Genomic DNA, 21,644 nt, shown 5'->3' on the forward strand with positions numbered 1-21,644 from the left:
ATGGCCGAGCTTGCCCCGCTTCCGTCCGCCGCGTCCGGCGCCGCCGCCCGGCGCCGGCTGTACCTGCTGTTTCGCATCGGCGCGGACCGCTATGCGCTGGACGCCGCCGATGTGATCGAGGTGCTGGGCATGCGCACGTTCAAGCAGGTGCCCGGCACGCCGGCATGGGTGATGGGCATGTTCGAGTGCCGCGGGGCGGCGGTGCCGGCCATCGACCTGAGCGCGCTGGCCGGCGTTGGCACGGCGGCCCGGGTGACCAGCACGCGGCTGGCGCTGGTGCGCTACCGGCCCGATGGCGCAAGTCAGGAGCGCCTGCTGGGACTGGTGCTGGAGCAGGCCACCGAAACCGTGCACTATGACCCGGCGGCGTTCCGCCCGGTCGGGCTGGACACGCCGCGGGCGCGCTACCTGGGGCCGGTGCTGAGCGACGCGGGCGGCATGGTGCAGGCGGTCAAGGTGGCCGAGCTGCTGCCCGAGCCGGTGCGCGCGCTGCTGTTTCCTTCCGAGCCGGCGCTGGCCGAAGGAGTCCGGCCATGATGCTGGTCGAGGACTTCAGCGCGGTGCTCAAGCGCAAGATGGGGCTGGACAGCGGTTCCATCGGCGCGGCCGCGGTCGAGCGCGCGGTGCGCCACCGCATGCAGGCGGTGGGGGCGGACGACGAGCAGGACTACCTGATGCGGGTGCAGACCTCGCCGGCCGAAATGCAGCAGCTGATCGAAGCGGTGATCGTGCCGGAGACCTGGTTCTTCCGCTATCCCGAATCGCAGGCCGCGATGGCGGCGCTGGCGCGCGAGCGCCTGTTCGCGCCGGGGGCCGAGGCGCGCGTGCTGCGCGTGCTGAGCGTGCCCTGTTCGAGCGGCGAGGAGCCGTATTCGATCGCCATGGCCTTGCTGGACGCCGGCGTGCCTGCCGCGCGCTTCCAGATCGACGCGGTCGACATCAGTGAACGCATGGTCGATTTCGCGCGGCGCGCGTGCTATGGCCGCAATTCGTTCCGGGGCGAGAGCCTGTCGTATCGCGACCGCCATTTCACCGAGACCGCCGACGGTCACCAACTGGCGGACGCGGTCAAGGCGCGGGTGCGTTTCCTGGCCGGCAACCTGTTCGACGCCCAGTTGCTGCCGGACGTCCCGCCCTATGATTTCGTGTTCTGCCGCAACCTGCTGATCTATTTCGACGCGGCCACGCAGGAACGCGCGGTGGCGATTCTGAGGCGCTTCGCGCGCCGCGACGGCGTGTTGTTCGTGGGGCCGGCCGAAACCAGTCTGATGACCGGCCGGCGCCTGCCGGCGGTGCCGCTGGCGCGCGCCTTCGCCTTCCTGGCGGAACCGAAGGCATCGGCCGAGCGGGTCGCGGTGCCGGCCTGGACCGCGTCGCCGACGCTGCCGCCAGGCCGCATGCCGGCCGCGCACGGCGCGCCGGCGCGAACGCCCGTGGCGGCGCCTCGGGCCTGGGAATCGCGGCCGGCCGCCGTCAAGCCGGCGCCGGCCGAGGCCGCCAACGCGGGCGCGGCAGAACTGCGCGAGATCGCCGCGCTGGCGGACCAGGGCCGGGTGCGGGACGCGATGGCGCGCTGCCGCGCCCACCTCGGCCAGCATGGCGCCAGCGCCGAGTCGCTGTACCTGCTGGGTCTGCTGCAGGATGCCGACGGCGATACGCGCCAGGCCCAGGCCGCCTATCGCAAGGCCTTGTACCTGGATCCGTCGCACCGCGAGGCGCTGCTGCACCTGGCCGCGCTGATCGCGGCCGACGGCGACCAGGAAGGCGCCCGCCGCCTGCAGGCGCGCGCCGCGCGTCAGGAGGCCGGCCGTGAGTGATGCCCTGGACGCCCTGGCCCGCCTGTCGGAAGTGGACGATTGCTGGAACCGCATCGGCAGCCGCGGCGACAAGACCTGCGCGCGCCTGCCCGAATACGTGCATTGCCGCAATTGTCCGGTGTATGCCGGCGCGGCCAAGCGCATCCTGGACCGCCTGCCGCCGCAGACCGATGCGCGGGCCGAGCCCGCCGAGGGCGCCGTGGCCGCGCAGGCCAGGCTGTCGTCGCTGCTGGTGTTCCGGCTGCAGGGGGAATGGCTGGGGTTGCCGACCAAGGCGCTGGACGAGGTGGCCGGCACCCGCGCCATCCTGACGCTGCCGCACCGACGCGACCCGGCGGTGCTGGGCGTGACCAATGTGCGCGGCACGCTGACGGTCTGCGTGTCGCTGGGTCGCCTGCTGGGGCTGGACGCGCCAGCGGCCGGCGCGGGCCGCGAACGGCCGGCCGCGGCCCGCATGCTGATCTTCGGCGGGGCGGGGCGCGCGGTGGTCCTGCCGGTGGACGAGGTGGAAGGCATTCACAGCGTTGACCTGGAGGCGCTGGAAGCCTTGCCGGCCACGCTCGAGGGCGCCAGCCTGAAGTACTCGCGCGGCGTGGCGCGCTGCGGCCAGCGCAGCGTCGGCGTGCTGGACGAGACCCTGTTGATGCAAGCCTTGGAACGGAGCCTGGCGTGAACCCGGACCAGATGCGCGACGCCTCGCTGCTGGAACTGTTCCAGCTGGAAACCCGCAATCAGGTGCAGGTGCTGAACAATGGCCTGCTGGCCCTGGAGCACGACCCGACCTCGGCCGCGCAGCTGGAAGCCTGCATGCGCGCGGCGCATTCGCTCAAGGGCGCGGCGCGTATCGTCGACCTGCATCCGGCGGTGCGCATCGCGCACGCGATGGAAGACTGCCTGGTGGCGGCGCAGGAAGGGCGGCTGCGCCTGCAGGCCGCCGATATCGACGCGTTGCTGCTGGGCGCGGACCTGTTGCAGCGGGTGGCCACGCCCGGCGTGGAACTGGGCGAGGAGATCGACACGCTGGTGACGCGGCTGTCGAACGCGCCCAACGCGCCGCCGGCCGCGCCGCTGCTCGAGCGGCCGCCCAAGCCCTCGGATTTCCTGCCGCCCATTCACCAGCCCGATGATCCACCGCCGCCGCCGCCGCCGCCCGGGCGCCGCAGCTCCGACCAGGCGCTGGGCGAGGGCGAACGGGTGCTGCGGGTCACCGCCGACACGCTCAACAAATTGCTTGGCCTGTCCAGCGAAACCCTGGTGGAGTCGCATTGGATCGCGCCTTTCAGCGCCTCCATGCTGCGGCTGCGGCGGCTGCAGTCGGGCGCCGGCCAGGCGCTGGACAGCCTGCGCGCCTCGCTGGCCGGCGTGCATATCGATGCCCGCAGCCAGGCGGCGCTGGACGACGCCCAGCGCATCGTCGAGGCCTGCCAGCAGGAACTGGCGCAACGCGCCAGCGAGGTCGATGAATTCGGCTGGCGCATGGGCCACCTGGCGCAGCGCCTGTACGACACCGCGCTGGCCTGCCGCATGCGGCCCTTTGGCGACGGCCTGGGCGGCATGGCGCGCATGGTGCGCGACCTGGGCCGTTCGCTCGGCAAGCAGGTGCGCCTGGAGATCGAGGGCGATTCCACCCAGGTCGACCGCGACATCCTCGACAAGCTGGACGCGCCGCTGATGCACCTGCTGCGCAATGCGGTCGATCACGGCATCGAGATGCCGATGGACCGGCTGCAGGCCGGCAAGCCAGCCGAAGGCCTGATCCGGCTGTCGGCCCGCCACGCGGCCGGCATGCTGCTGATCGAACTGAGCGACGACGGCGCCGGCATTTCGCTCGATCGCCTGCGGGTCGAGGTGGTGCAGCGCAAGCTGACCAACGCCGAGACCGCGGCCCGCCTGAGCGAGGCCGAACTGCTGGAATTCCTGTTCCTGTCCGGCTTCAGCACGCGCGGCGAGGTTACCGAGATCTCCGGCCGCGGGGTCGGGCTGGACGTGGTGCAGACCATGGTGCGGCAGCTGCGCGGCGCGGTGCGGATCCACCAGCAGACCGGGCAGGGCACGCGCTTCGTGCTGGAGATGCCGCTGTCGCTGTCGGTGGTGCGCAGCCTGCTGGTCGAGGTGCAGGGCGAGATCTACGCGTTTCCGCTGGCCTACGTCAGCCACGCGCTGCAGGTGCGGGCGCAGGACATCGAGCAGCTCGAAGGGCATCAGCATTTCCGCTTCATGGATCGCCAGATCGGGCTGGTGTCGGCGCGCCAGATCCTGCGTTCGGGCGAGCCGGCGCCGGCCGCCGAGACCCTGCCGGTGGTGGTGGTCGGCGATCACGACCGGCTCTACGGCATCGCCGTGGACCGCTATGTGGGCGAGCGCACGCTGGTGGTGCAGCCGCTGGATCCGCGCCTGGGCAAGGTGCAGGACGTGATGGCCGGCTCGCTGATGGACGATGGCACGCCGCTGCTGATCCTGGACGTCGAGGACATGCTGCTGTCGGTGCAGAAGCTGGTCGAGGGCGGCCGCCTGGCGCGGGTGGATGGCGGCGGTCCGGTGGCGCAGGCGCGCCGCAGCAAGCGCGTGCTGGTGGTGGATGATTCGCTGACGGTGCGCGAACTGGAGCGCAAGCTGCTGCTGAACCGCGGTTTCGATGTGGCGGTGGCGGTGGACGGGATGGACGGCTGGAACATGCTGCGCAACGAGGCCTTCGACCTGGTGGTGACCGACGTCGACATGCCGCGCATGGACGGCATCGAACTGGTGTCGCGCATCAAGGCCGATCCCAAGTTGCAAACGCTGCCGGTAATGGTAGTGTCCTACAAGGACCGTGAAGAGGATCGGCGGCGCGGGCTGGATGCCGGCGCCGACTATTATCTGGCCAAGGGCAGCTTCCACGACGATGCCTTGCTGGACGCCGTGGAAGACCTCATCGGAAAGGCGCGGACGTGAGAATCGGAATCGTCAACGATCTGCAGATGGCGGTGGAAACCCTCCGGCGCGTGATCGCGCTGGAACCCGGGCTGGAGGTTGCCTGGGTCGCCTCCAACGGCCTGGAGGCCGTCCAGCAATGCGCCCTGGACCGGCCCGACGTGGTGCTGATGGACCTCATCATGCCCGTCATGGACGGCGTCGAGGCCACCCGCCGCATCATGGCCGAAAGCCCCTGCGCCATCGTGGTGGTCACGGTGGACGTGGCGCGCCATACCGCGCGCGTGTTCGACGCCATGGGCCATGGCGCGCTGGACGCGGCCGATACCCCGGTGGTGGGCAATGCCGACCTGCGCAGCGCCGCCGCGCCGCTGCTGCGCAAGATCCGCAATATCGGCTGGCTGATCGGCCGCTACGGCAGCAACCGCACCAACCTCACGCCGGTGGCTCGCGACGTCACCCCGGCGGGGGCCTCGCAAGGCCTGCTGGTGATCGGCGCCTCCGCCGGCGGCCCGGCCACGCTGGCACAGTTGTTACGCGATATTCCGGTCAGTTTTCCCGCGGGCATTGTGCTGGTGCAGCATGTGGACGCTTCGTTCGCCGCCGGCATGGCCGATTGGCTCAACGATCAGGTGGCATTGCCCGTGCGGCTGGTGCGCGAGGGCGAGCGGCCCGTGCCGGGGCAGGTGCTGCTGGCCGGCACGGACGACCATCTGCACCTGGTGGCCGATGGTACGCTGCGTTACACCGAGAATCCGAAGGAAAGCCTGTACCGTCCCTCCATCGATGTATTTTTCCATAGCGTCGCGCAGCACTGGCGCGGCCTGGCCGTCGGCGTGCTGCTGCCCGGCATGGGGCAGGACGGCGCCCGCGGCCTGAAGGCGCTGCGCGATCGCGGCTGCCTGACCATTGCCCAGGACCAGGCCACCAGCGCGGTCTATGGCATGCCCAAGGCGGCCGCCGCGATGCAGGCCGCCGTCGAAATCCGACCGTTGGACCAGATTGCTCCCCGCCTGGTGCAGGCCTTCGCCTGAGCCGGCGGTCATAGCTAGAAATCAAGGAAAGCCACTATGCACCCTCCCATTGACAGCCCGGCCTCGGCCGACCTGAACTCGCACGCGGCCATGGTGCTGCTGGTCGACGATCAGGTCATGGTCGGCGAGGCCATTCGCCGGGCCCTGGCCACGGAGGGCAATATCGACTTCCACTATTGCTCGGATCCGTACAAGGCGCTGACCGTCGCGGTGCAGACGCGGCCCACCGTGATCCTGCAGGACCTGGTGCTGCCGGGGGTGGACGGCCTGAGCCTGGTGCAGGAGTACCGCAATCACCCGGTCACGCGCGATATTCCCATCATTGTGCTGTCGACCAAGGAAGATCCGGCCATCAAGAGCGCGGCGTTCGCCGCCGGCGCCAACGACTATCTGGTGAAGCTGCCCGACTCCATCGAACTGGTCGCGCGCATCCGCTACCACTCGCGCTCGTACCTGGCGCTGGTGCAGCGCGACGAGGCCTACCAGGCGCTGCGCCAGAGCCAGCAGCAGTTGCTGGAAAGCAATATGGAGCTGCGCCGCCTGACCAATTCCGACGGCCTGACGGGCTTGGGCAACCGCCGCTATTTCGACGAATACCTCAACGCCGAATGGCTGCGCGCGCGCCGCGATGGCCGCGAAATCAGCATGTTGATGATCGACGTGGACCATTTCAAGTCCTACAACGACACCTACGGCCACATCGCCGGCGACGAGGCGCTCAAGCGCGTGGCCAACACCATCTTCGCCAGTTGCGACCGCTCCACCGACCTGGCCGCGCGGTTTGGCGGCGAGGAGTTCGCGCTGGTGCTGCCGGGCACGCCGGCGGGCAGCGCGCGGCTGGCCGCCGAGAAACTGCGGCGCGCGGTCGAAGCCATGCAGATCCCGCAGAAGGACAATGGCGGCGGGCCGTGGCTGACGGTCAGCATCGGCACCGCCACCGCCGTGCCGATCCCGGACCAGCCGTGCACCGACCTGATCCAGATCGCGGACCGCGGCCTTTACCAGGCCAAGCGCCAGGGCCGCAACCGCGTGGTGCAGGGGCCGATGCCGTCGGCCGCGGATACGCCGGACCCGGTCTGACGCGAGGCCGACGGCTTTCCGCCGCCGAGCCCGCGCGATGGATCAGGCGCGCGCGCCGCGCCGGATCGAGGTCGCCGCCAGCATCAGCGCCAGGCTGACGCCGACCGCCACCGCCGCCATGGCCATGCCTTCGCCCACCGATCCTTGCTCGAACTGGCGCCACACAAAAACCGATACCGTCTGCACGCCGGCCGGCGCCAGCAGCAGCGAGGTCACCAGTTCGCGCGAGGCCACGGCGAACACCATCAGCATCGCGGCGGACAAGCCCGGCAGCACCAGCGGCAGCACGATGCGCCGCAGGGCCGCGGCCGCGCTGGCGCCATGCACGCGCGCCGCCGCTTCCAGATTGGGGCCGATCTGTGCCAGCGCCGCGCTGACGTAGCGTACCGGGTAGGGGAGCAGCAGGCAGGTGTACGACAGCAGCAGGATGCCCCAGGTGCCGTACGGCGAAGCGGGCCAGAACGGCTGGTTCCAGGCCAGGATCAAGCCGACTCCCACCACCACGCCGGGCAGCGCCGCGGGCAGCAGCGCCAGCGCGTCGATGACGGCCGCGCCCGGCACGTGCCGGCCAGCCACGCACCAGGCCGCCAGCAGGCCCACGGCGCCCGCCGCCAGCGCCGTGCCGGTGGCCAGCAGCAGGCTGGTCGAGAGCGCCTGCCAGGCCTCGCCGCCGCCCTGGAACAGGGCCGCGAAATTGGCCAGGGTCAGGTTGTCCGGCGACAGCCCGGCCGAGACATGGCGCGTCAGGGCCGCGGCCAGCATCGACGCCAGCGGCGCCGCCACCGCCACCAGCGCGACCGCCGCGAACAGGCCCAGCACCGGCCAGCGCCAGGCGCCGAGCCGGCCGCGCGCCAGCGGCGCGGGCTTGCCGGTGGTGGTCTCGAAGCCGCGTCCGGCGACCAGCGCGCGCTGCACCGCGTAGGCCGTCAGCGCCAGCGCCACCAGCACCAGCGACAGTAGCGCCGCGCCCGGCAGGTCGATGGGCCAGTCCGCCAGGCGCCGCTCGATGGCGGTGGTCATGACGGCGACGCCGGCCTGCGCGCCCAGCGCGGCCGGCACGCCGTATTCCTCGATCGCCAGGGTGAAGGCCAGCAGCAGGCTGGCGCCGATGGCCGGCAAGGCCAGCGGCAGCGTCACGCGCAGGAACGCGCGCCACGGGCCGGCGCCAGACACCCGCGCCACCTCGGCCAGCCGCGCGCCGGTGGCGGCCATGCTGCGCGAGACGGCGAAGTACACCACCGGAAAGATCGCCAGGCCCATCGCCAGCGTCACGCCGGCGGGCGAGAACAGCAGCGGTCCGAGATGCAAGCCCGTCAGCTGTTCCAGGTAGCCGCGCGGCTGCAGCGCCATGGTCCACGACAGCGCGGCGATGTAGGGCGGAAGCAGGAACGGCACCAGGAACAGCAGGTCCCAGAGCCGCGCCAGCGGCACCTGGAACAGGCCGCGCAGCGCGCCCAGCGGGATGCCGATGAGGGCGCTGACGGCGGCCACGCCCAGGCCCAGCTTGAGCGTGCCGCCCACCAGCGTCAGCGCCGCCGGCGTGGCCAGGGTGGCGGCCCAGGCGCCGAAGGGATTGCGCAGCGAGCCTTCGGCCAGATGGGGAAAGACGGCCTGCAGCGCGACGAAGGCCATCGGCAGGGCGACGAGCACGCCCAGGGCGGCCACGGTGATGGCCGCCAGGAGAAAGACGCTTTTCATGGTCGGGGTGGGGATGCCGGACGCGCCGGCATCCCGGCCTGTCAGTGTTGGCCGAACAGGCGCGCGAAACGCGCCAGCACCTCGGCGCGCGAGGCGCCGGGCGCGGTCTCGGGCAGCAGCGCCAGGTCCTTGAACAGCGGCCGCTTGCCGGCCACGTCCTGGCGCGCCGGCATCAGCCAGGCGTCGGCGACGGCGCGCTGGCCGTCCTCGGACAGCACGTAGTCGATGAACTGGCGCGCCTGATCGGGCGCCTTGGTGGTCTTCAGGATCATCATCGGGCGCGGCGCGATGGCGGTGCCGCTGGACGGGAAGATCACCTTGATCGATTCGCCTTTCTCGACGCTGGCGTACGACACGTAGTCGACCGCGCCGAACACCGCCGCCTTGGCGCCCTGCAGCACCGGCGTCAGCGCCTGGGCGTTGGGGCCGGAGATGGTCATGCCGTTGTCGCGCAGCGTCTCGAACAGCTTCCAGGCCGATTCGCCCTGGGCGCTTTGCAGGCCCAGCAGCAGGTCGAGCGAGGCGCCCGACAGGGCCGGGTCGGGGGTGGTCACCTTCTGCTTGAACTGCGGGCCGGTCAGATCGGACCAGTCGCGCGGTTCGGGCGTGCCGCTGCGCGAATTCCAGACGATGCCCAGCGCCGAGATGCCCTGCGCCACGTAGGTCGGGGTCTTGAAGCGGGCCGGCACCTGGGCCGCGTTGGGGCTGTCATAGGCCAGCAGCCAGCCGCGCTGGTCCAGGTCCTGGGCGGTGTCCCAGGACGCGGAGATCAGCACGTCGGCGCGCGGGTTGGCGGCCTCGGCTTCGAGCCGGGCCATGACCTTGCCGGTGGTGGCCTGGAACACGTCGACCTTGATGCCGGTCTTCTCCTGGAAGCCGGCGGCCAGTTGCTTGATCAGGCCGCCGGGGCCCGCGGTGTAAACGGTCAGCGCCTTGGCCTGGCCCGAGGCCAATCCGAACGAAAGCGTCATAAAGAACGTGGCAAGTAGTTTGGAAAGCGGTACGTGAGGCATTTTAGGCAGAGTCCTGGGGTTTGGACATCACGAGGTCGGCGATCCGGCCGTGCTCCATGCGGGCGATCGTGTGCGCCAGGGCATGGGCTTCCTCGTGGTCGTGGGTGACGTAGACGGCGGTGGTGCCGAGCCGGCGCAGCAGGGCGCCGATCTCGACGCAGAGCGATTCGCGCAGGGCCCGGTCCAGGTTGGACAGCGGTTCGTCGAACAGCAGCACGCGCGGCCGCGCCACGATGGCGCGGGCCAGTGCGACGCGCTGCTGTTGGCCGCCCGACAGTTCCGAGGGCCGGCGCGCGGCGTGCTCGCCCAGGCCGACCAGGGCCAGGGCTTCGCGCACCCGCGCCGGCCGTTCGCGCCGGGCGACGCCGCGCATTTCCAGCGGAAAGGCGACGTTGCCGGCCACGCTCATGTGCGGCCACAGCGCGTAGTCCTGGAACACCATGCCGAGGCCGCGGCGTTCGGGCGGTTCGTGGCGCTGCGCGTCGCAGACGACGGCATCGCCGAAGGCGATGCTGCCGCCCTGCGGCCGCAGCAGTCCGGCGAGCGACTTGAGCAGGGTGCTCTTGCCGCAGCCCGACGGGCCCAGCAGCGCCAGGACAGTGCCCGCGGGCACGTCCAGGTCGACGCCGTCCAGCACGGTGTGGCCGTTGAAGGCGTGGCGCAGGCCGCGCACGGCGATCGCCGTGCCGCCCGCGGAAGGTTCAGGCGCGTTCAAAACCGGTGCCGCAGGCCGAGGTTCAGGCCGAACTGGTTCTTGCCCGGTTCGACGTTGGCGCCGTACTTGCCGCCGATCAGGCTCTGCGCCGACTTGTCGTCGTTCACCGCGTAGGCCGCGACGGCATAGACGGTGGTGCGCTTGGACAGGTCATATTCGTTGCCCAGGACGAACATGGTGGACTTCTGGCCGGTGCCGGCGGCCTGCGCGGCCGGGCAGACGGCGTTGTTCATGTCGTCGCAGACCGAGTCGTTCAGGTGGTACACAGCGAACGACAGGCGGTTGTTCGACACCGGCAGGTAGGTCACGCCCAGCCAGGTCAGGTTGTTCTTGTAGTTGCGCTGCGTCAGTTTCTGTTCCAGCCAGCGGTAGCCGGCATAGACCTTGACGCCCTCGAAGTCGTACGACAGCCCCGCGACGATGCGGTCTTCGCGGTTGTCGCTGTTGGCGCCCTTGGCCGGCTTGTCGGCGTTCTTCGAGTGATACAGCACGCCGGCGTCCAGGCCGCCGGACTGGTAGCGCACGCCGCCGCCGATCATGCGGCCCAGCGTCTTGTCGTCGAACGATTGCTCGTTGTTCCAGCCGAAGCTGTAGTAGCCGCCGACGGACACGGGGCCGAACTTGCCGACGTACATCACCGCGTTGTCGGTGCGGTCGGAGAAGGCCGCGTCGGGGCGTTTGATCGAGAAGTTGGCGTTGTCGAACGGGTTGTACTTGCTCATCCAGTCGATCATGAGCGTGTTGTGGCGGCCCAGCGTCAGGCGGCCCAGGCTCTTGCTCGACAGGCCGACATAGGCCTGGCGGCCGAACAGGCGGCCGCCCTGCATGGTCTGGCCGTTGTCGGAGTCGAAGCCGTTTTCCAGCACGAACACGGTCGACAGGCCGTCGCCCAGGTCTTCGGTGCCCCGCAGGCCCCAGCGCGAACCGCTGAGATTGCCCGTGCTCATGCCCGTCTTGCTGTTGCCGCTGGGGCCGTTGCTGAGGTATTGCAGACCGGTGTCGATCAGGCCGTAGAGCTGGACCGAACTGGAGGCGGCCGTCGCCGCGAGGGCGGGGGAGAAGCTGAAGACGGACAGGCAGGCGCCAGCCGCCGCGATGCGGAGAGTCGATTTCATAACAGGAAGTCCTCTTTGGGATTCAATCGGAATCGACACTCTAGGCACGGGTCGCTACAGCTTCGTGACACGCCTCGAGGTTTCGTCGGGGGGCGGTCCGCGCGCGACGGGAGCCGCCCCGGGCACGGAGGATGCGCCGGCGGGCGCTGGTGCGTTCAGAGATGCAGCTTGGTCGACGACTTCACTTCGTGCATCGACAGCGTGCTCAGCAGTTCCTTCACGCCGGGCAGCGTGCGCAGCCGGTTGCGCACGAATTCGGAATAGGCGTCGAAATCGCGCGCCACGATGTGCAGCAGATAGTCGTGCTGGCCGGTGGTGTTGTGGCAGGCCAGCACTTCGGGCATGGCGGCCACGGCGGCCTCGAATGCGTGGCAGGTTTTCTCGGTGTGGTTTTCCAGCGAGATGCTGACGAACGCCACCACGCCCATGCCGAGCGCGCGGCGGTCCAGGATGGCCTGGTAACCGCGGATGACGCCCGAGCTTTCCAGCCGCTTGAGGCGCTTCCAGCAGGGCGAGGCCGACAGCGACACGCGCTCGGCCAGTTCGGCGTTGGAGAGCCGGCCATCTTCTTGAAGGATTTTCATGATTTTCCAATCGATCGCGTCAAGTTGATGTAACAAGGCAGTCTCTTTCATGGTTTCATGGCTGTGGGAAACGATATTTCCCATTATCCGATTCCTGAAGCAGAAATGGAAAGAATATTGTGGCCGGACGCGCCCATACTCCCTGCATCCCCTGGCCGGCGGCGCTATCGTGTCCGAACCCGTGATATCGCCGTCAGGTAGGCCGCACTTCCCCCATTGAGAGGCACGCCATGAGTTATTCCAGCTATCACAAGAAAGACATCTCCGGCCGTCCGCTGCACGCCGAAACGCAGATGATGTCGTACGGCTTCGATCCTTTCCTGTCCGAAGGCGCGGTCAAGCCGCCGGTGTTCCTCACCTCGACCTTCGCCTTCCGTTCGGCCGAGGACGGCGCCGAGTTCTTCGATCTGGTGTCGGGCCGCAAGCCGCTGCCGCAGGGCGAGTCGGCCGGGCTGGTGTACAGCCGCTTCAACCATCCCAACCTGGAAATCGTCGAAGACCGCCTGTCGCTGCTGGACGGCTCGGAAGACGCCGCGGTGACCTCCAGCGGCATGTCGGCGATCAGCGCGGTGTTCCTGGCGTTCCTGCGCCCGGGCGACCAGCTGGTGCAGTCGGTGCCGCTGTATGGCGGCACCGAGACGTTGATCGCGAAGATCTTCCCGGAATGGGGCATCGGCTCGCACCCGATCCACGACGGCCTGTCGGCGCAGAGCATGCGCGAGGCGCTGGAAGCGGCCGCGGCCAAGGGGCCGGTCAAGCTGTTCTACGTGGAAACGCCGGCCAATCCGACCAACGCGCTGATCGACTTCCAGGCCATGAAGGCCGAGCTGGACGCGTTCGCCGCGCGCCACGGTTATCGCCCGATATCGGTGTGCGACAACACGCTGCTGGGCCCGATCTTCCAGAAGCCGGCCGAGCATGGCGTGGACCTGTGCGTGTATTCGCTGACCAAGTACGTGGGCGGCCACAGCGACCTGGTGGCCGGCGCCGTCACTGGCACCAAGGACCTGATCAAGAAGGTGCGGGCCATCCGCAGCGCTTTCGGCTCGCAGCTCGATCCGCATTCGTGCTGGATGATCACGCGCTCGATGGAGACCGTGGTGCTGCGCATGAAGCAGGCCGCGCGCAGCGCGACCCGCGTGGCGCAGTGGCTGGCCGGCAATCCGCACGAGAAGGTGCGCATCTATCACCCCGAGACCATCGCCGACGAAACCTACCAGGCGGTCTACCAGCGCCAGTGCAGCGGCCCGGGCTCGACCTTCGCTTTCGTGCTGGACGGCGGCCGCGCCAAGGCGTTCCGCTTCATCAACGCGCTGCGCCTGTTCAAGTCGGCGGTGAGCCTGGGCGGCACCGAGTCGCTGGTGTGCCATCCGGCCTCGACCACGCACTCGGGCGTGCCGGCGGCCGAGCGTGACGCGGCCGGCGTGTCCGAAGGGCTGATCCGCATTTCCATCGGCCTGGAGCACGAAGAAGACCTGATCGCCGATATGGACCAGGCCATGCGCAGCGTGGCCTGAGGCGCGGGGGGCGGGCGGCGTCAGGCCGTTGCGGGCGGCCAGTCGATGGCGGCGGGCGCCAGCGCGAGGCGCAGCGCCCGCAGGTCATCGGGCGTGTCCAGGTCGGTCACGTAGGCGCGGTTGTCGCTGTCGAAGGTGGCGTGGCGGCCTTGCGCCGGATCCAGCCATTGGCGCAGGCCGGCGCCGGGCGGCAGCAGGTTGGCCGACCGCACCGCGGCGGCCGACAGCAGCAGCGGATGACCCGGCGCGCCGTCGACGCGCGGGCGCAGGCTGTCGGTGCCCGGCGCGCAGGCGCGCCATTGCGCCAGCAGGCCGGCGATGGCGGCGCTGTCGAGCAGGGGCAGGTCGGCCAGCACCAGCAGCAGGTCGTGTCCGGGATGGGCACGGGCGTGTTCGCGCAGCGCCAGGCGCTGCGAGTCGGCGAGGGTGGCGTCCGGCCGCGCATGCGGCAGCGTATCGATCGCCGCGCGCCGCGCCAGCGGCGCCAGGGTGTCCGCATACGGGCCGATGACGGCGCGCACCGGCGCGACGCCGGCGTCGCGCAAGGCCTGCGTCAATCGCTCCAGCAGGCTGATGCCGTCGATGCATAGCGCCGACTTCGCGCGTCCGCCCAGGCGGGCGCCCTGGCCGGCGGCGAGGATGATGGCGGCGATGGGAGCGTTCATGGCGGGCTCAGACGGGGCAGGCGCGGGCCGGATGGGGCGGGTCGATGAGGGTCGAGTCTAGCCCGGCCGGGCCTTCCCTGGCGCGATCTTCTTTGGCTGGGTCGCGCGCCTTGCCGGCGGCCACGGTTTCCAGCGCGTCCCGCGCCACCCCGTTCTTGGCGGCGACGATCTCGGCCATGATCGACAGCGCGATTTCGGCCGGCGTCTTGCTGCCGATGTAGACCCCGGCGGGGCCGCGCAGCCGGCGCAGGTCGGCGTCCGCCAGGTCGAAATGCTCGCGCAGCCGCGCCCGGCGCGTTTCGCTGTTGCGGCGCGAGCCGATCGCGCCCACGTAGAACGCTTGCGACGGCAAGGCGTCGATCAGCGCCAGGTCGTCCAGCTTGGGATCGTGGCTGAGCGCGATGATGGCGGTGCGGCGGTCGGGCCGCAGGCGTAGGATCAGGTCGTCGGGCATCTCGCGGCTGCGCACCGCGCCCGGCATCGTCCAGGCCGGCGACGGGGTGTCGCGCGGATCGCAGACGATGACCTCGAAGCCCAGCGTCAGCGCGATCTGGCAAAGGTAGCCGCTGGTATCGCCCGCGCCGATCACGATCAGCCGCACTGACGGACCGAAGTGCGAGGTGAAGGTGTCGGCCGTCAGGCGCGGCAGGCCATCGGCGGGGCCGGGGCGCAGGCTGACGGCGCCGCTGGCCAGGTCCAGCTCGCGCGCGATGCAATCGCGGCGCCGGCAGTGTTCCAGCAGGGCGGGCAATTGGCTGGCGGGGCCGATGGTTTCCATCACCAGTTCCAGGGTGCCGCCGCAGGGCAGGCCGAACTGGCGCGCCTGGTCGGCGTGCACGCCGTAGCGCAATACCTCGGGCCGCGCCGTCGCGGCAACGCCGGCCCGCGCGCGTGCGACCAGGTCGTCCTCGATGCAACCGCCCGATACGGAGCCGGCGACTTCGCCGTGGCCGTTCAGGGCCATCAACGCGCCCGGCGGCCGGGGCGACGAGCCCCAGGTGCGCGCCACGGTGACCAGCCATGCGGGGATGCCGTCGCGCTGCCATTGCGCGGCCTGTTGCAGCACCTGGGTGTCGATATCAAGCATGCGGGCCTTGGCCGGGGGCGGGTCGGGCCAGCACGGCGCGCACTGCCTCGGGCGTGAAGGGCGCCTGGTGGAAGCGTCGTCCGGTGGCGTCGAACAGCGCGTTGGCGATGGCCGCGGGGCCGGGGATCGAGGCCGATTCGCCGGCGCCCATGGGCGCCTCGTCCTGGCGCGGCATCAGCAGCACGTCGATGGGCGGCAGGTCCTTGAAGCCGATGATGGGGTAGCCGCCCCATTCGCGGCTGGCGACGCCGGCCGCGTCGAACTGCACGCGTTCGAGCAGGCAGCGGCTCAGGGTCTGGTTGACGTTGCCGTGGATCTGGTGGCGCACGCCGTCGGGGTTGACGATCATGCCGGTGTCCTGGCCCACCACCACGCGCGTGATGGCGATGCGGCCGCTGGCCGGGTCCACGCTCAGGTCGATGACCCAGGCTGCCCAGGCGGCGCCGAAGCCGGGGAACTTGCTGTGCACGTAGCGCGCGTAGGCCACGCCGCGCCCATGCAGGCGGCCGTCGGCGCCGGGCCGGCCACGGCTGCCCGCGACGCCGGCCCGCCAGCCGGCGCGCGCCGCCGTCGCCTCCAGCAGCGCGATGGCGCGCGCATCGTCCAGGTGGCTGAGCCGGAACGCGACCGGGTCGGCCCCGGCCGCCTCGGCCAGCTCGTCGATCATGCAGTCGTGCGCGAACGAGCTGGGCAGCGCCGAGACGCCGCGCAGCCACGAGGCGCGCACCAGCGGCGCAGTGTCGTGGCAGACGATGCGCCGGCTGGCATAGCGGTAGGGCGGCACCGCGGTGCGGTCGCCCATTTCCAGCACGCGCGGCTCGCCCGGCACGGCGCCGGTCAGCAGCAGCGCCAGCAGCGGCGCGTCGTTGGACGGATAGCGCACCTCGAAGTCATAGGCCAGCAGCCGGCCGTCGGCGTCCAGCGCGGCGGCCACGTCCATGAGTTGGCCCGTGCCCTTGGGTTCCCACTGGTGTTCCTGGTCGCGCATCAGTTGCACCCGCACCGGCGCGCCGACGGCGGCCGACAGCAGCGCGGCGTCGGCGCAGACGTCGTCGGCGCAGTTGCGGCCGTAGCAGCCGGCGGCCTCCATGCGGATGATCTCGATGCGGTCCTCGCCCAGCTTGAGCAGGCGGTTCAGGTCGGCGCGCAGCATGTGCGGGTTCTGGGTGCCGGCCCAGACCGTGAGGCGGCCGTCGCGATGGTCGGCCACCGCGCAGGACGGCCCGATGGACGCGTGCATCTGGTAGGGCCAGACGTAGGTGCGGCGCAGGCGCACGGGGGCGGCACAGGTGGCCTCGACGTCGCCTTCCTCCAGCAGCAGGCGGCGGCGGGCGGGGTTGGCGCGGATGGCGCTGGCCAGGTCGTCCAGCACGGGCGCGGGCGGCACCGGTTTCCAGCGCACCTTGAGCGCGCGCATGGCGGCTTCGGCTTGTTCCTCGCGGTCGGCCACCACGCCGATGAAATCGCCTTGCACCACCACCTGGACGCGGCCCGGCAGGTGTGCGACGGAATCGCTGTCGACGCTGATGAGGCAGCGGCCGATGAAGTCGCCGGCGTCGCGGCCGGGGTGCGGCGGGCGCACCACGCGGCCATGGCGCATGCCGGGCACGCGCACGTCGTGCACGAAGCTCAGTTCGCCGGTGGCCTTGGCCGGAATGTCGACGCGCGCAACGGCGCTGCCGACCACGGTGTAGTCGCGGGCCGGCTTGAGCCGCACCTGGGCATCATCGGTGGCCAGCTCCAGCCGGGTGTGCCGGCCCTGCACCAGTTGGCCGTAGTGCAGGGCGCGCGCGTCGCCCGCATCGGCGGGACGCACGATGCCGTCGCGCAGGCGCAGCGTGTCCGCCGCCACGCCCCATTGCCGCGCGGCCCGCGCCAGCAGGCGCTCGCGCGCCTGGGCGGCGGCGCGGCGCAACGGGGCGGCCGAGATCTGGATGCTGGCGCTGGCGATGGTGGGCCCCTGGTTGGGGGTGGCGTTGGTGTGGCCCAGCACCATTTCCAGTCGCGCCACCGGCACGTGCAGTTCCTCGGCCACGATCTGCGCCAGCGCGGTGCGGATGCCGGTGCCCAGGTCGACGTGACCGTTGAAGGCCAGCGCGCGCCAGCCGCCCGGCGCGGCCTCATCGGCCAGCACCGCCACGAAGACTTCGGGCGTGTCCTGCACGTAATCCGAAACGACACCCGGCTGCCCGGGCGCCGGACGAGGCGGCGCGGTCGGGGCGCGCACGACCAGCAGCGCGCCGGGGTGGGTCAGCAGCGCGTCGTGCAGCGCGCGGGGATGGGGCAGGTTCATGGGCGAAGGCGATCCGGGCGGATTGGCTGATTATGCCGCTATCGCGCCGCGCCGGGCAGCGCGCCGATGTCGGCCAGCGCCTGCTCCAGCGGCATGACGGCGGCGTACTTCTGCGCCATGTCGAACAGGTTGGCCTCGTGTGGCCCGAGCGCGCGGTCGCCGCAGCAGTCGGCCACCACCAGCGGCCGGAAACCGGCCTGCATGGCGTCGACCACGCTGGCGCGCACGCAGCCGCTGGTGACGCAGCCGGCCACCACCAGCGTCTGCACGCCGCGTTGTGCCAGCCACGGGGCCAGCATAGTGCCGTAGAACGCCGACGGCGTGCTCTTGCGCACCACGTATTCGCCGGGCGCGGGGGCCAGCTGCGGCACGATGGCGCTGTTGTGGCTGTCTTCCTTCAGGGTCAGCATGCCCGGCACCTTGAGGCAGAAGATGTTGCTGTCGGCGTCGTCGTCCGAGAACACGATGCGGCTGTGCGCCACCGGCCAGCCCTGTTCGCGCGCATGCGCCAGCAAGGCGCGGGTGCGCTCGATGGCCTGTGGGATGTTGCCGCCACCGAACACGGCGGGGTCGGCGAAGCCGTTGACGAAATCGATGATCAGCAGGCCGAACGGCGCCTTCAGCGGCAGCGGCGTACCGAAGCCCTGGCGGGCGTAGGCCGAGATATCCCCGGCGGGAACGGTGGTGGTCATGCCAGCTCCTTGCGGCGGGCGGCGCGCGCCAGCCCGGGTTCGTCCTGCACCACGCCGTCGATGACGACGGCGCGATCATCCAGCATCACCGTGCAATGGCGCATCGGGATGTCGATATGGCAGGCGGTGGTGCGTTGGCCGCCGGCCTCGTTGTTCGGCCCCATGGACCAGAGGAAGTTGCCCTCGAAGGCGCGGGCGTCCATGCCGATGTGGGTTTCCTTGCCGTAGTGGCCCAGCATCGACCAGTGGGCGCGCGGCTGCAGGCCCCAGCCGATGTGCGAGACGGCGTAGGCTTCCGGGTCTTCATACGACGCCATGTAGTCGCGCAGCACCTCGGCCTGCAGTCCGCCCTGGATGCGGGTGACGTAGCCGCGCTCGACGGTCAGCGTGATCGGGTCGGTCACGTAGTCCTTCATCGGCAGCAGGATGTCGCCGCGGTCCAGCACCACCTGGCCGTTGCTGTGGCCCTCGTCGGGCCAGGTCAGCACGAAGCCGCTGGGCCAGTGGTCCCAGCGCCCTGGCTCGTCGACGAAGCCGTATTCGGAAATCGCCGGGAAGCTGCCCAGGCGGCATTGCAGGTCGGTGCCGGCCCGGGAGGTGATGCGCATCTGGCGCGCCTCGGCGATTTGCGCGGCGGCCGCGCGCACGCGGGCGCGGTCGGCCTCGGTGGGCACAAGGCGGCAGAGAATCTCGGGCGGCTCGACCGCCAGCAGGATCTTGGTGCCGCCCTGCAGGATCTCGTGCTGCTCGGGCGAGAACAGCAGCGTCATCAGGTCCAGCACCAGGTCGCTGGCCTTGAGCGCGGCGATGGCGGCGGGGTTGCCGGTCAGCGGCGTGGTGCCCAGGTAGGCCAGCGAGTCGCGGCTGAGGGATTTCTCGCCGTTGACCGGCGGCAGATCCAGGCGGTTGACGCGCGCGCCCATGTCGCCGGCGGCGGCGATGGCGCAGCGCAGCGTCTGCGGATGGGTGTCGGCGCCGGTGAGCACGGTCACGGTCTGGCCGGCTTCGAGACGGGAAAGCGTGAGCACCTGTTTCCAGGCGCGGATCAGGTCGATGTCGCTGACGGGCATGGCGGACTCCTGTCCGGTAAGGGGGAAAAGGGGATTCAGCCGCGCGGTTCGAGGAAGTCGCCCAGCGCTTCGTGGAAGCCGGCCTCGTTGTCCCACGGGATCATGTGGCCGGCGGCGGGCACGCGCCGGTGCAGGGTGTCGGGCGCCAGGCCCTGCCATTCGGCCACGTCCTCGTCGCCGACCACGCCGCCGTTCTCGGCGGTCATCAGCAACTGCGGCACGCGCACATGCGGCAGGTCGGCATGGATGTCGTCGCGGCCGAAGTCCTCGAAGCTGCGCACGATGGCGGGCTCGTGGCAGGTGTGCAGCCATTGCGCGCGCAGGCGCCGCTGTTCCTCGGTCCAGGTGGGGCAGAAGGCGCGCATGGCCTCGGCGTCCATGCCGTGCGTGGCCTGGCGGATCGAGTCGACGTACCAGGCCAGCTTGGCGGGGTAGGGGCGGCGGCCAGGGCCGGAGACGGGCGGGTCGACGATGACCAGCCGCGTCAGGCCGGCCGGCTGGCCGCGGGCCGCGCGCACCGCGATGCGGCCGCCCATGGAATGGCCCATCAGGGCGTAGCGCTGCAGGCCCAGCGCCTGCGCCAGCGCCAGCACGTCGGCGGCCTGCGCGTCCAGGCTGTAGTCCAGGCCGGGGTCGGCGCTGGACAGGCCGCGGCCGCGCACGTCCAGCACATAGGTGTCGTAGCGCTGGCCCAGGCGCTCGGCCACGAAACCCCAGGTGACCGCCGGGCTGGTGATGCCGGGGATCAGGATGAGCGCGTCGCGTTCGGCGCGCGCGCCGTCCGCGCCGCCGTAGCGCAGGTAGTGCTGGCGGATGCCGTTGGCGTGGACGTTGGCGCCGTACAGGAAAGTGCTGGATGGTTGGCTCATGCCGTGCTCCGGGTGGGTCGATGCCAGGACGGGATCCGGCGGTCATCGCTTGCGCCGCGCAGGGCGCGGATCGAGCGTGATGAGGTGAAGCGCGGATCCATCTTAGGGTTTTCGATAAATTAAAAAAACAGTGTAGACGCTCTATTCTTGCAAACAGCGAGGTGAATCGCAAAGCCGATGTTCATAGTGGTTTTTACCTATATGTGCATAAAAATGCACTGTTTTGGACGCAGGCGGACAGTTTCGGATCCACGATGGTGCGGTTTTCCATCTGGAAAAAATAGAGTGTATGCATAGAAAAGTAGGAGAGCCTCTTGTCTAAATCCCCCCGCATCGCCGTGATCGGCGCCGGCCTCGGTGGCGCCGCCACCGCCTCGCTCCTGCTGCAGGAAGGCTTCGACGTGCGCGTGTACGAACAGGCGCCGAGTTTTTCGCGGCTGGGCGCCGGTATCCACGTTGGCCCCAACGTCATGAAGATCCTGCGCCGCATCGGCATTGAAGACGCGCTCAACGCCCAGGGTTCGCACCCCGACTACTGGTACAGCCGCCACGGCCTGACCGGCGACGTGCTGGCGCGGATTCCGCTGGGCGACTACGCCGTCAAGACCTACGGCGCGTCGTACCTGACGGTGCATCGCGGCGACTTCCACGCCCTGCTGATCGAGGCGCTGCCCGAGCGCGTGATGGCGTATTCCAAGCACCTGGTCGGCGTCACCGACCGCGGCAACGACGTCGAGATGCGCTTTGCCGATGGCAGCGTCGAGCACGCCGACATCGTGATCGGCGCCGATGGCGTCAATTCCCACATCCGCGAGGCGCTGCTGGGGCCCGAGCCTCCCAAGTACGCGGGCTACCTGGCCCACCGCGCGGTGTTCCCCACGCCCGAGGTCAAGGCCGGGATGCTGCCGTTCGACGCCTGCGTGAAGTGGTGGACCGATGACCGCCACATGATGACGTACTTCGTCACCAGCAAGGCCGACGAGCTCTACTACGTGACCGGCGTGCCGGTCGAGCAATGGGATCTGAACGACCGCTGGCTGCCCAGCAGCAAGGACGAAATGCGCGAGGCCTTCCAGGGCTGGCATCCCACGGTGCAGGCGCTGATCGACGCCACCGTCGAGGTGACCAAGTGGTCGCTGCTGGAGCGCGACCCGCTGCCGCTGTGGAGCCGCGGCCGCCTGGTGCTGCTGGGCGACGCCTGCCACCCGATGAAACCGCACATGGCGCAGGGCGCGGCCATGGCCATCGAGGACGGCGCGATGCTGGTGCGTTGCTTCAAGGAAGTCGGGGCGCATAATCACGAACTGGCTTTCGCGCTGTACGAAGCCAACCGCGCCGAGCGCGCCAGCAAGGTGCAGCGCATTTCGCACGACAACACCTGGCTGCGGACCAATGAGGACCCGAGCTGGTGTTTCGGCTACGACGTGTTCAGCGAGCCGCTGGTCGAACCGAAGGCCAAGGCGGCGGCCTGACGCGCCCGCT

At 70.4% G+C, this 21,644-nt stretch carries 19 protein-coding genes; 8 read left to right on the top strand and 11 right to left on the bottom strand.

Annotation, left to right across the window (positions count from 1 at the left end; all coding sequences use genetic code 11):
* The 6 genes from HV742_RS04085 to HV742_RS04110 are packed head-to-tail and all read left to right on the top strand — an operon-like array spanning position 1 to position 6,844.
* A complete protein-coding gene (locus tag HV742_RS04085; protein ID WP_169537701.1) occupies positions 1-537 on the top strand; it encodes a chemotaxis protein CheW in 537 nt (178 codons plus the stop codon).
* Positions 534-1,817: a CheR family methyltransferase gene (locus HV742_RS04090; RefSeq protein ID WP_175144544.1), complete on the top strand. Its 1,284-nt coding sequence runs from the start codon at positions 534-536 to the stop codon at positions 1,815-1,817. The genes HV742_RS04085 and HV742_RS04090 overlap by 4 nt, the downstream gene beginning before the upstream one ends.
* Positions 1,810-2,490, top strand: a complete 681-nt coding sequence (locus HV742_RS04095; RefSeq protein ID WP_238909958.1) for a chemotaxis protein CheW — start codon at positions 1,810-1,812, stop codon at positions 2,488-2,490. Before HV742_RS04090 ends, HV742_RS04095 begins: the two co-directional genes overlap by 8 nt.
* Entirely contained in the window at positions 2,487-4,751 is a 2,265-nt protein-coding gene (locus HV742_RS04100; RefSeq protein ID WP_175144545.1) for a hybrid sensor histidine kinase/response regulator, read from the top strand. Before HV742_RS04095 ends, HV742_RS04100 begins: the two co-directional genes overlap by 4 nt.
* The gene (locus HV742_RS04105; protein WP_175144546.1) at positions 4,748-5,764 is read left to right on the top strand and encodes a chemotaxis response regulator protein-glutamate methylesterase; all 1,017 of its coding nucleotides are present in this window, start codon (positions 4,748-4,750) and stop codon (positions 5,762-5,764) included. The genes HV742_RS04100 and HV742_RS04105 overlap by 4 nt, the downstream gene beginning before the upstream one ends.
* Before the next feature lie 36 nt (positions 5,765-5,800).
* Positions 5,801-6,844 (top strand): response regulator, encoded by a 1,044-nt coding sequence (locus HV742_RS04110; RefSeq protein ID WP_054415589.1) that lies wholly within the window; start codon positions 5,801-5,803, stop codon positions 6,842-6,844.
* A gap of 42 nt (positions 6,845-6,886) precedes the next feature.
* Here HV742_RS04110 and HV742_RS04115 read toward each other — a convergent pair whose 3' ends face one another.
* From HV742_RS04115 to HV742_RS04135, 5 genes are all read right to left on the bottom strand, one after another.
* Positions 6,887-8,542, bottom strand: a complete 1,656-nt coding sequence (locus tag HV742_RS04115; RefSeq protein ID WP_068980288.1) for an ABC transporter permease — start codon at positions 8,540-8,542, stop codon at positions 6,887-6,889.
* A 41-nt stretch (positions 8,543-8,583) separates the two neighbouring features.
* Positions 8,584-9,513, bottom strand: a complete 930-nt coding sequence (locus HV742_RS04120; protein ID WP_197286744.1) for an ABC transporter substrate-binding protein — start codon at positions 9,511-9,513, stop codon at positions 8,584-8,586.
* A 43-nt stretch (positions 9,514-9,556) separates the two neighbouring features.
* Positions 9,557-10,270 carry an ABC transporter ATP-binding protein gene (locus HV742_RS04125; RefSeq protein WP_054415586.1) on the bottom strand — a complete coding sequence of 238 codons (714 nt, stop codon included), beginning with the start codon at positions 10,268-10,270 and terminating at the stop codon, positions 9,557-9,559.
* Positions 10,267-11,385 (bottom strand): porin, encoded by a 1,119-nt coding sequence (locus tag HV742_RS04130; protein ID WP_175144547.1) that lies wholly within the window; start codon positions 11,383-11,385, stop codon positions 10,267-10,269. Before HV742_RS04130 ends, HV742_RS04125 begins: the two co-directional genes overlap by 4 nt.
* A gap of 155 nt (positions 11,386-11,540) precedes the next feature.
* Complete coding sequence (locus HV742_RS04135) at positions 11,541-12,020, bottom strand: Lrp/AsnC family transcriptional regulator (protein ID WP_082380495.1); 480 nt, start codon at positions 12,018-12,020, stop codon at positions 11,541-11,543.
* Between the two features lie 179 nt (positions 12,021-12,199).
* Between HV742_RS04135 and HV742_RS04140 the strand changes: the two genes are divergently transcribed.
* Complete coding sequence (locus HV742_RS04140; protein ID WP_063570123.1) at positions 12,200-13,486, top strand: cystathionine gamma-synthase family protein; 1,287 nt, start codon at positions 12,200-12,202, stop codon at positions 13,484-13,486.
* A gap of 20 nt (positions 13,487-13,506) precedes the next feature.
* On the opposite strand, the gene HV742_RS04145 is transcribed toward HV742_RS04140, so the two are convergent.
* The 6 genes from HV742_RS04145 to HV742_RS04170 are packed head-to-tail and all read right to left on the bottom strand — an operon-like array spanning position 13,507 to position 20,162.
* Positions 13,507-14,151 (bottom strand): NTP transferase domain-containing protein, encoded by a 645-nt coding sequence (locus HV742_RS04145; RefSeq protein ID WP_059271058.1) that lies wholly within the window; start codon positions 14,149-14,151, stop codon positions 13,507-13,509.
* 7 nt (positions 14,152-14,158) lie between these two features.
* The gene (locus tag HV742_RS04150) at positions 14,159-15,238 is read right to left on the bottom strand and encodes an XdhC family protein (protein ID WP_254600948.1); all 1,080 of its coding nucleotides are present in this window, start codon (positions 15,236-15,238) and stop codon (positions 14,159-14,161) included.
* Complete coding sequence (locus HV742_RS04155) at positions 15,231-17,531, bottom strand: xanthine dehydrogenase family protein molybdopterin-binding subunit (protein ID WP_175144548.1); 2,301 nt, start codon at positions 17,529-17,531, stop codon at positions 15,231-15,233. The genes HV742_RS04150 and HV742_RS04155 overlap by 8 nt, the downstream gene beginning before the upstream one ends.
* 38 nt (positions 17,532-17,569) lie before the next feature.
* On the bottom strand, positions 17,570-18,223 hold the full coding sequence (locus tag HV742_RS04160) for an isochorismatase family protein (protein WP_068980283.1): 654 nt from the start codon (positions 18,221-18,223) through the stop codon (positions 17,570-17,572).
* On the bottom strand, positions 18,220-19,293 hold the full coding sequence (locus HV742_RS04165; RefSeq protein ID WP_059271050.1) for a 2,5-dihydroxypyridine 5,6-dioxygenase NicX family protein: 1,074 nt from the start codon (positions 19,291-19,293) through the stop codon (positions 18,220-18,222). The genes HV742_RS04160 and HV742_RS04165 overlap by 4 nt, the downstream gene beginning before the upstream one ends.
* Positions 19,294-19,328: 35 nt before the next feature.
* Positions 19,329-20,162 (bottom strand): alpha/beta fold hydrolase, encoded by an 834-nt coding sequence (locus HV742_RS04170; RefSeq protein WP_024069145.1) that lies wholly within the window; start codon positions 20,160-20,162, stop codon positions 19,329-19,331.
* A 314-nt stretch (positions 20,163-20,476) separates the two neighbouring features.
* On the opposite strand from HV742_RS04170, the gene HV742_RS04175 reads away from it, so the two are divergent.
* The gene (locus tag HV742_RS04175) at positions 20,477-21,634 is read left to right on the top strand and encodes an FAD-dependent monooxygenase (protein WP_054415567.1); all 1,158 of its coding nucleotides are present in this window, start codon (positions 20,477-20,479) and stop codon (positions 21,632-21,634) included.
* Positions 21,635-21,644 lie beyond the last annotated feature (10 nt).

The organism is Achromobacter ruhlandii (genome assembly GCF_902859695.1).
In the GTDB taxonomy this organism is placed as follows: domain Bacteria; phylum Pseudomonadota; class Gammaproteobacteria; order Burkholderiales; family Burkholderiaceae_B; genus Achromobacter; species Achromobacter ruhlandii.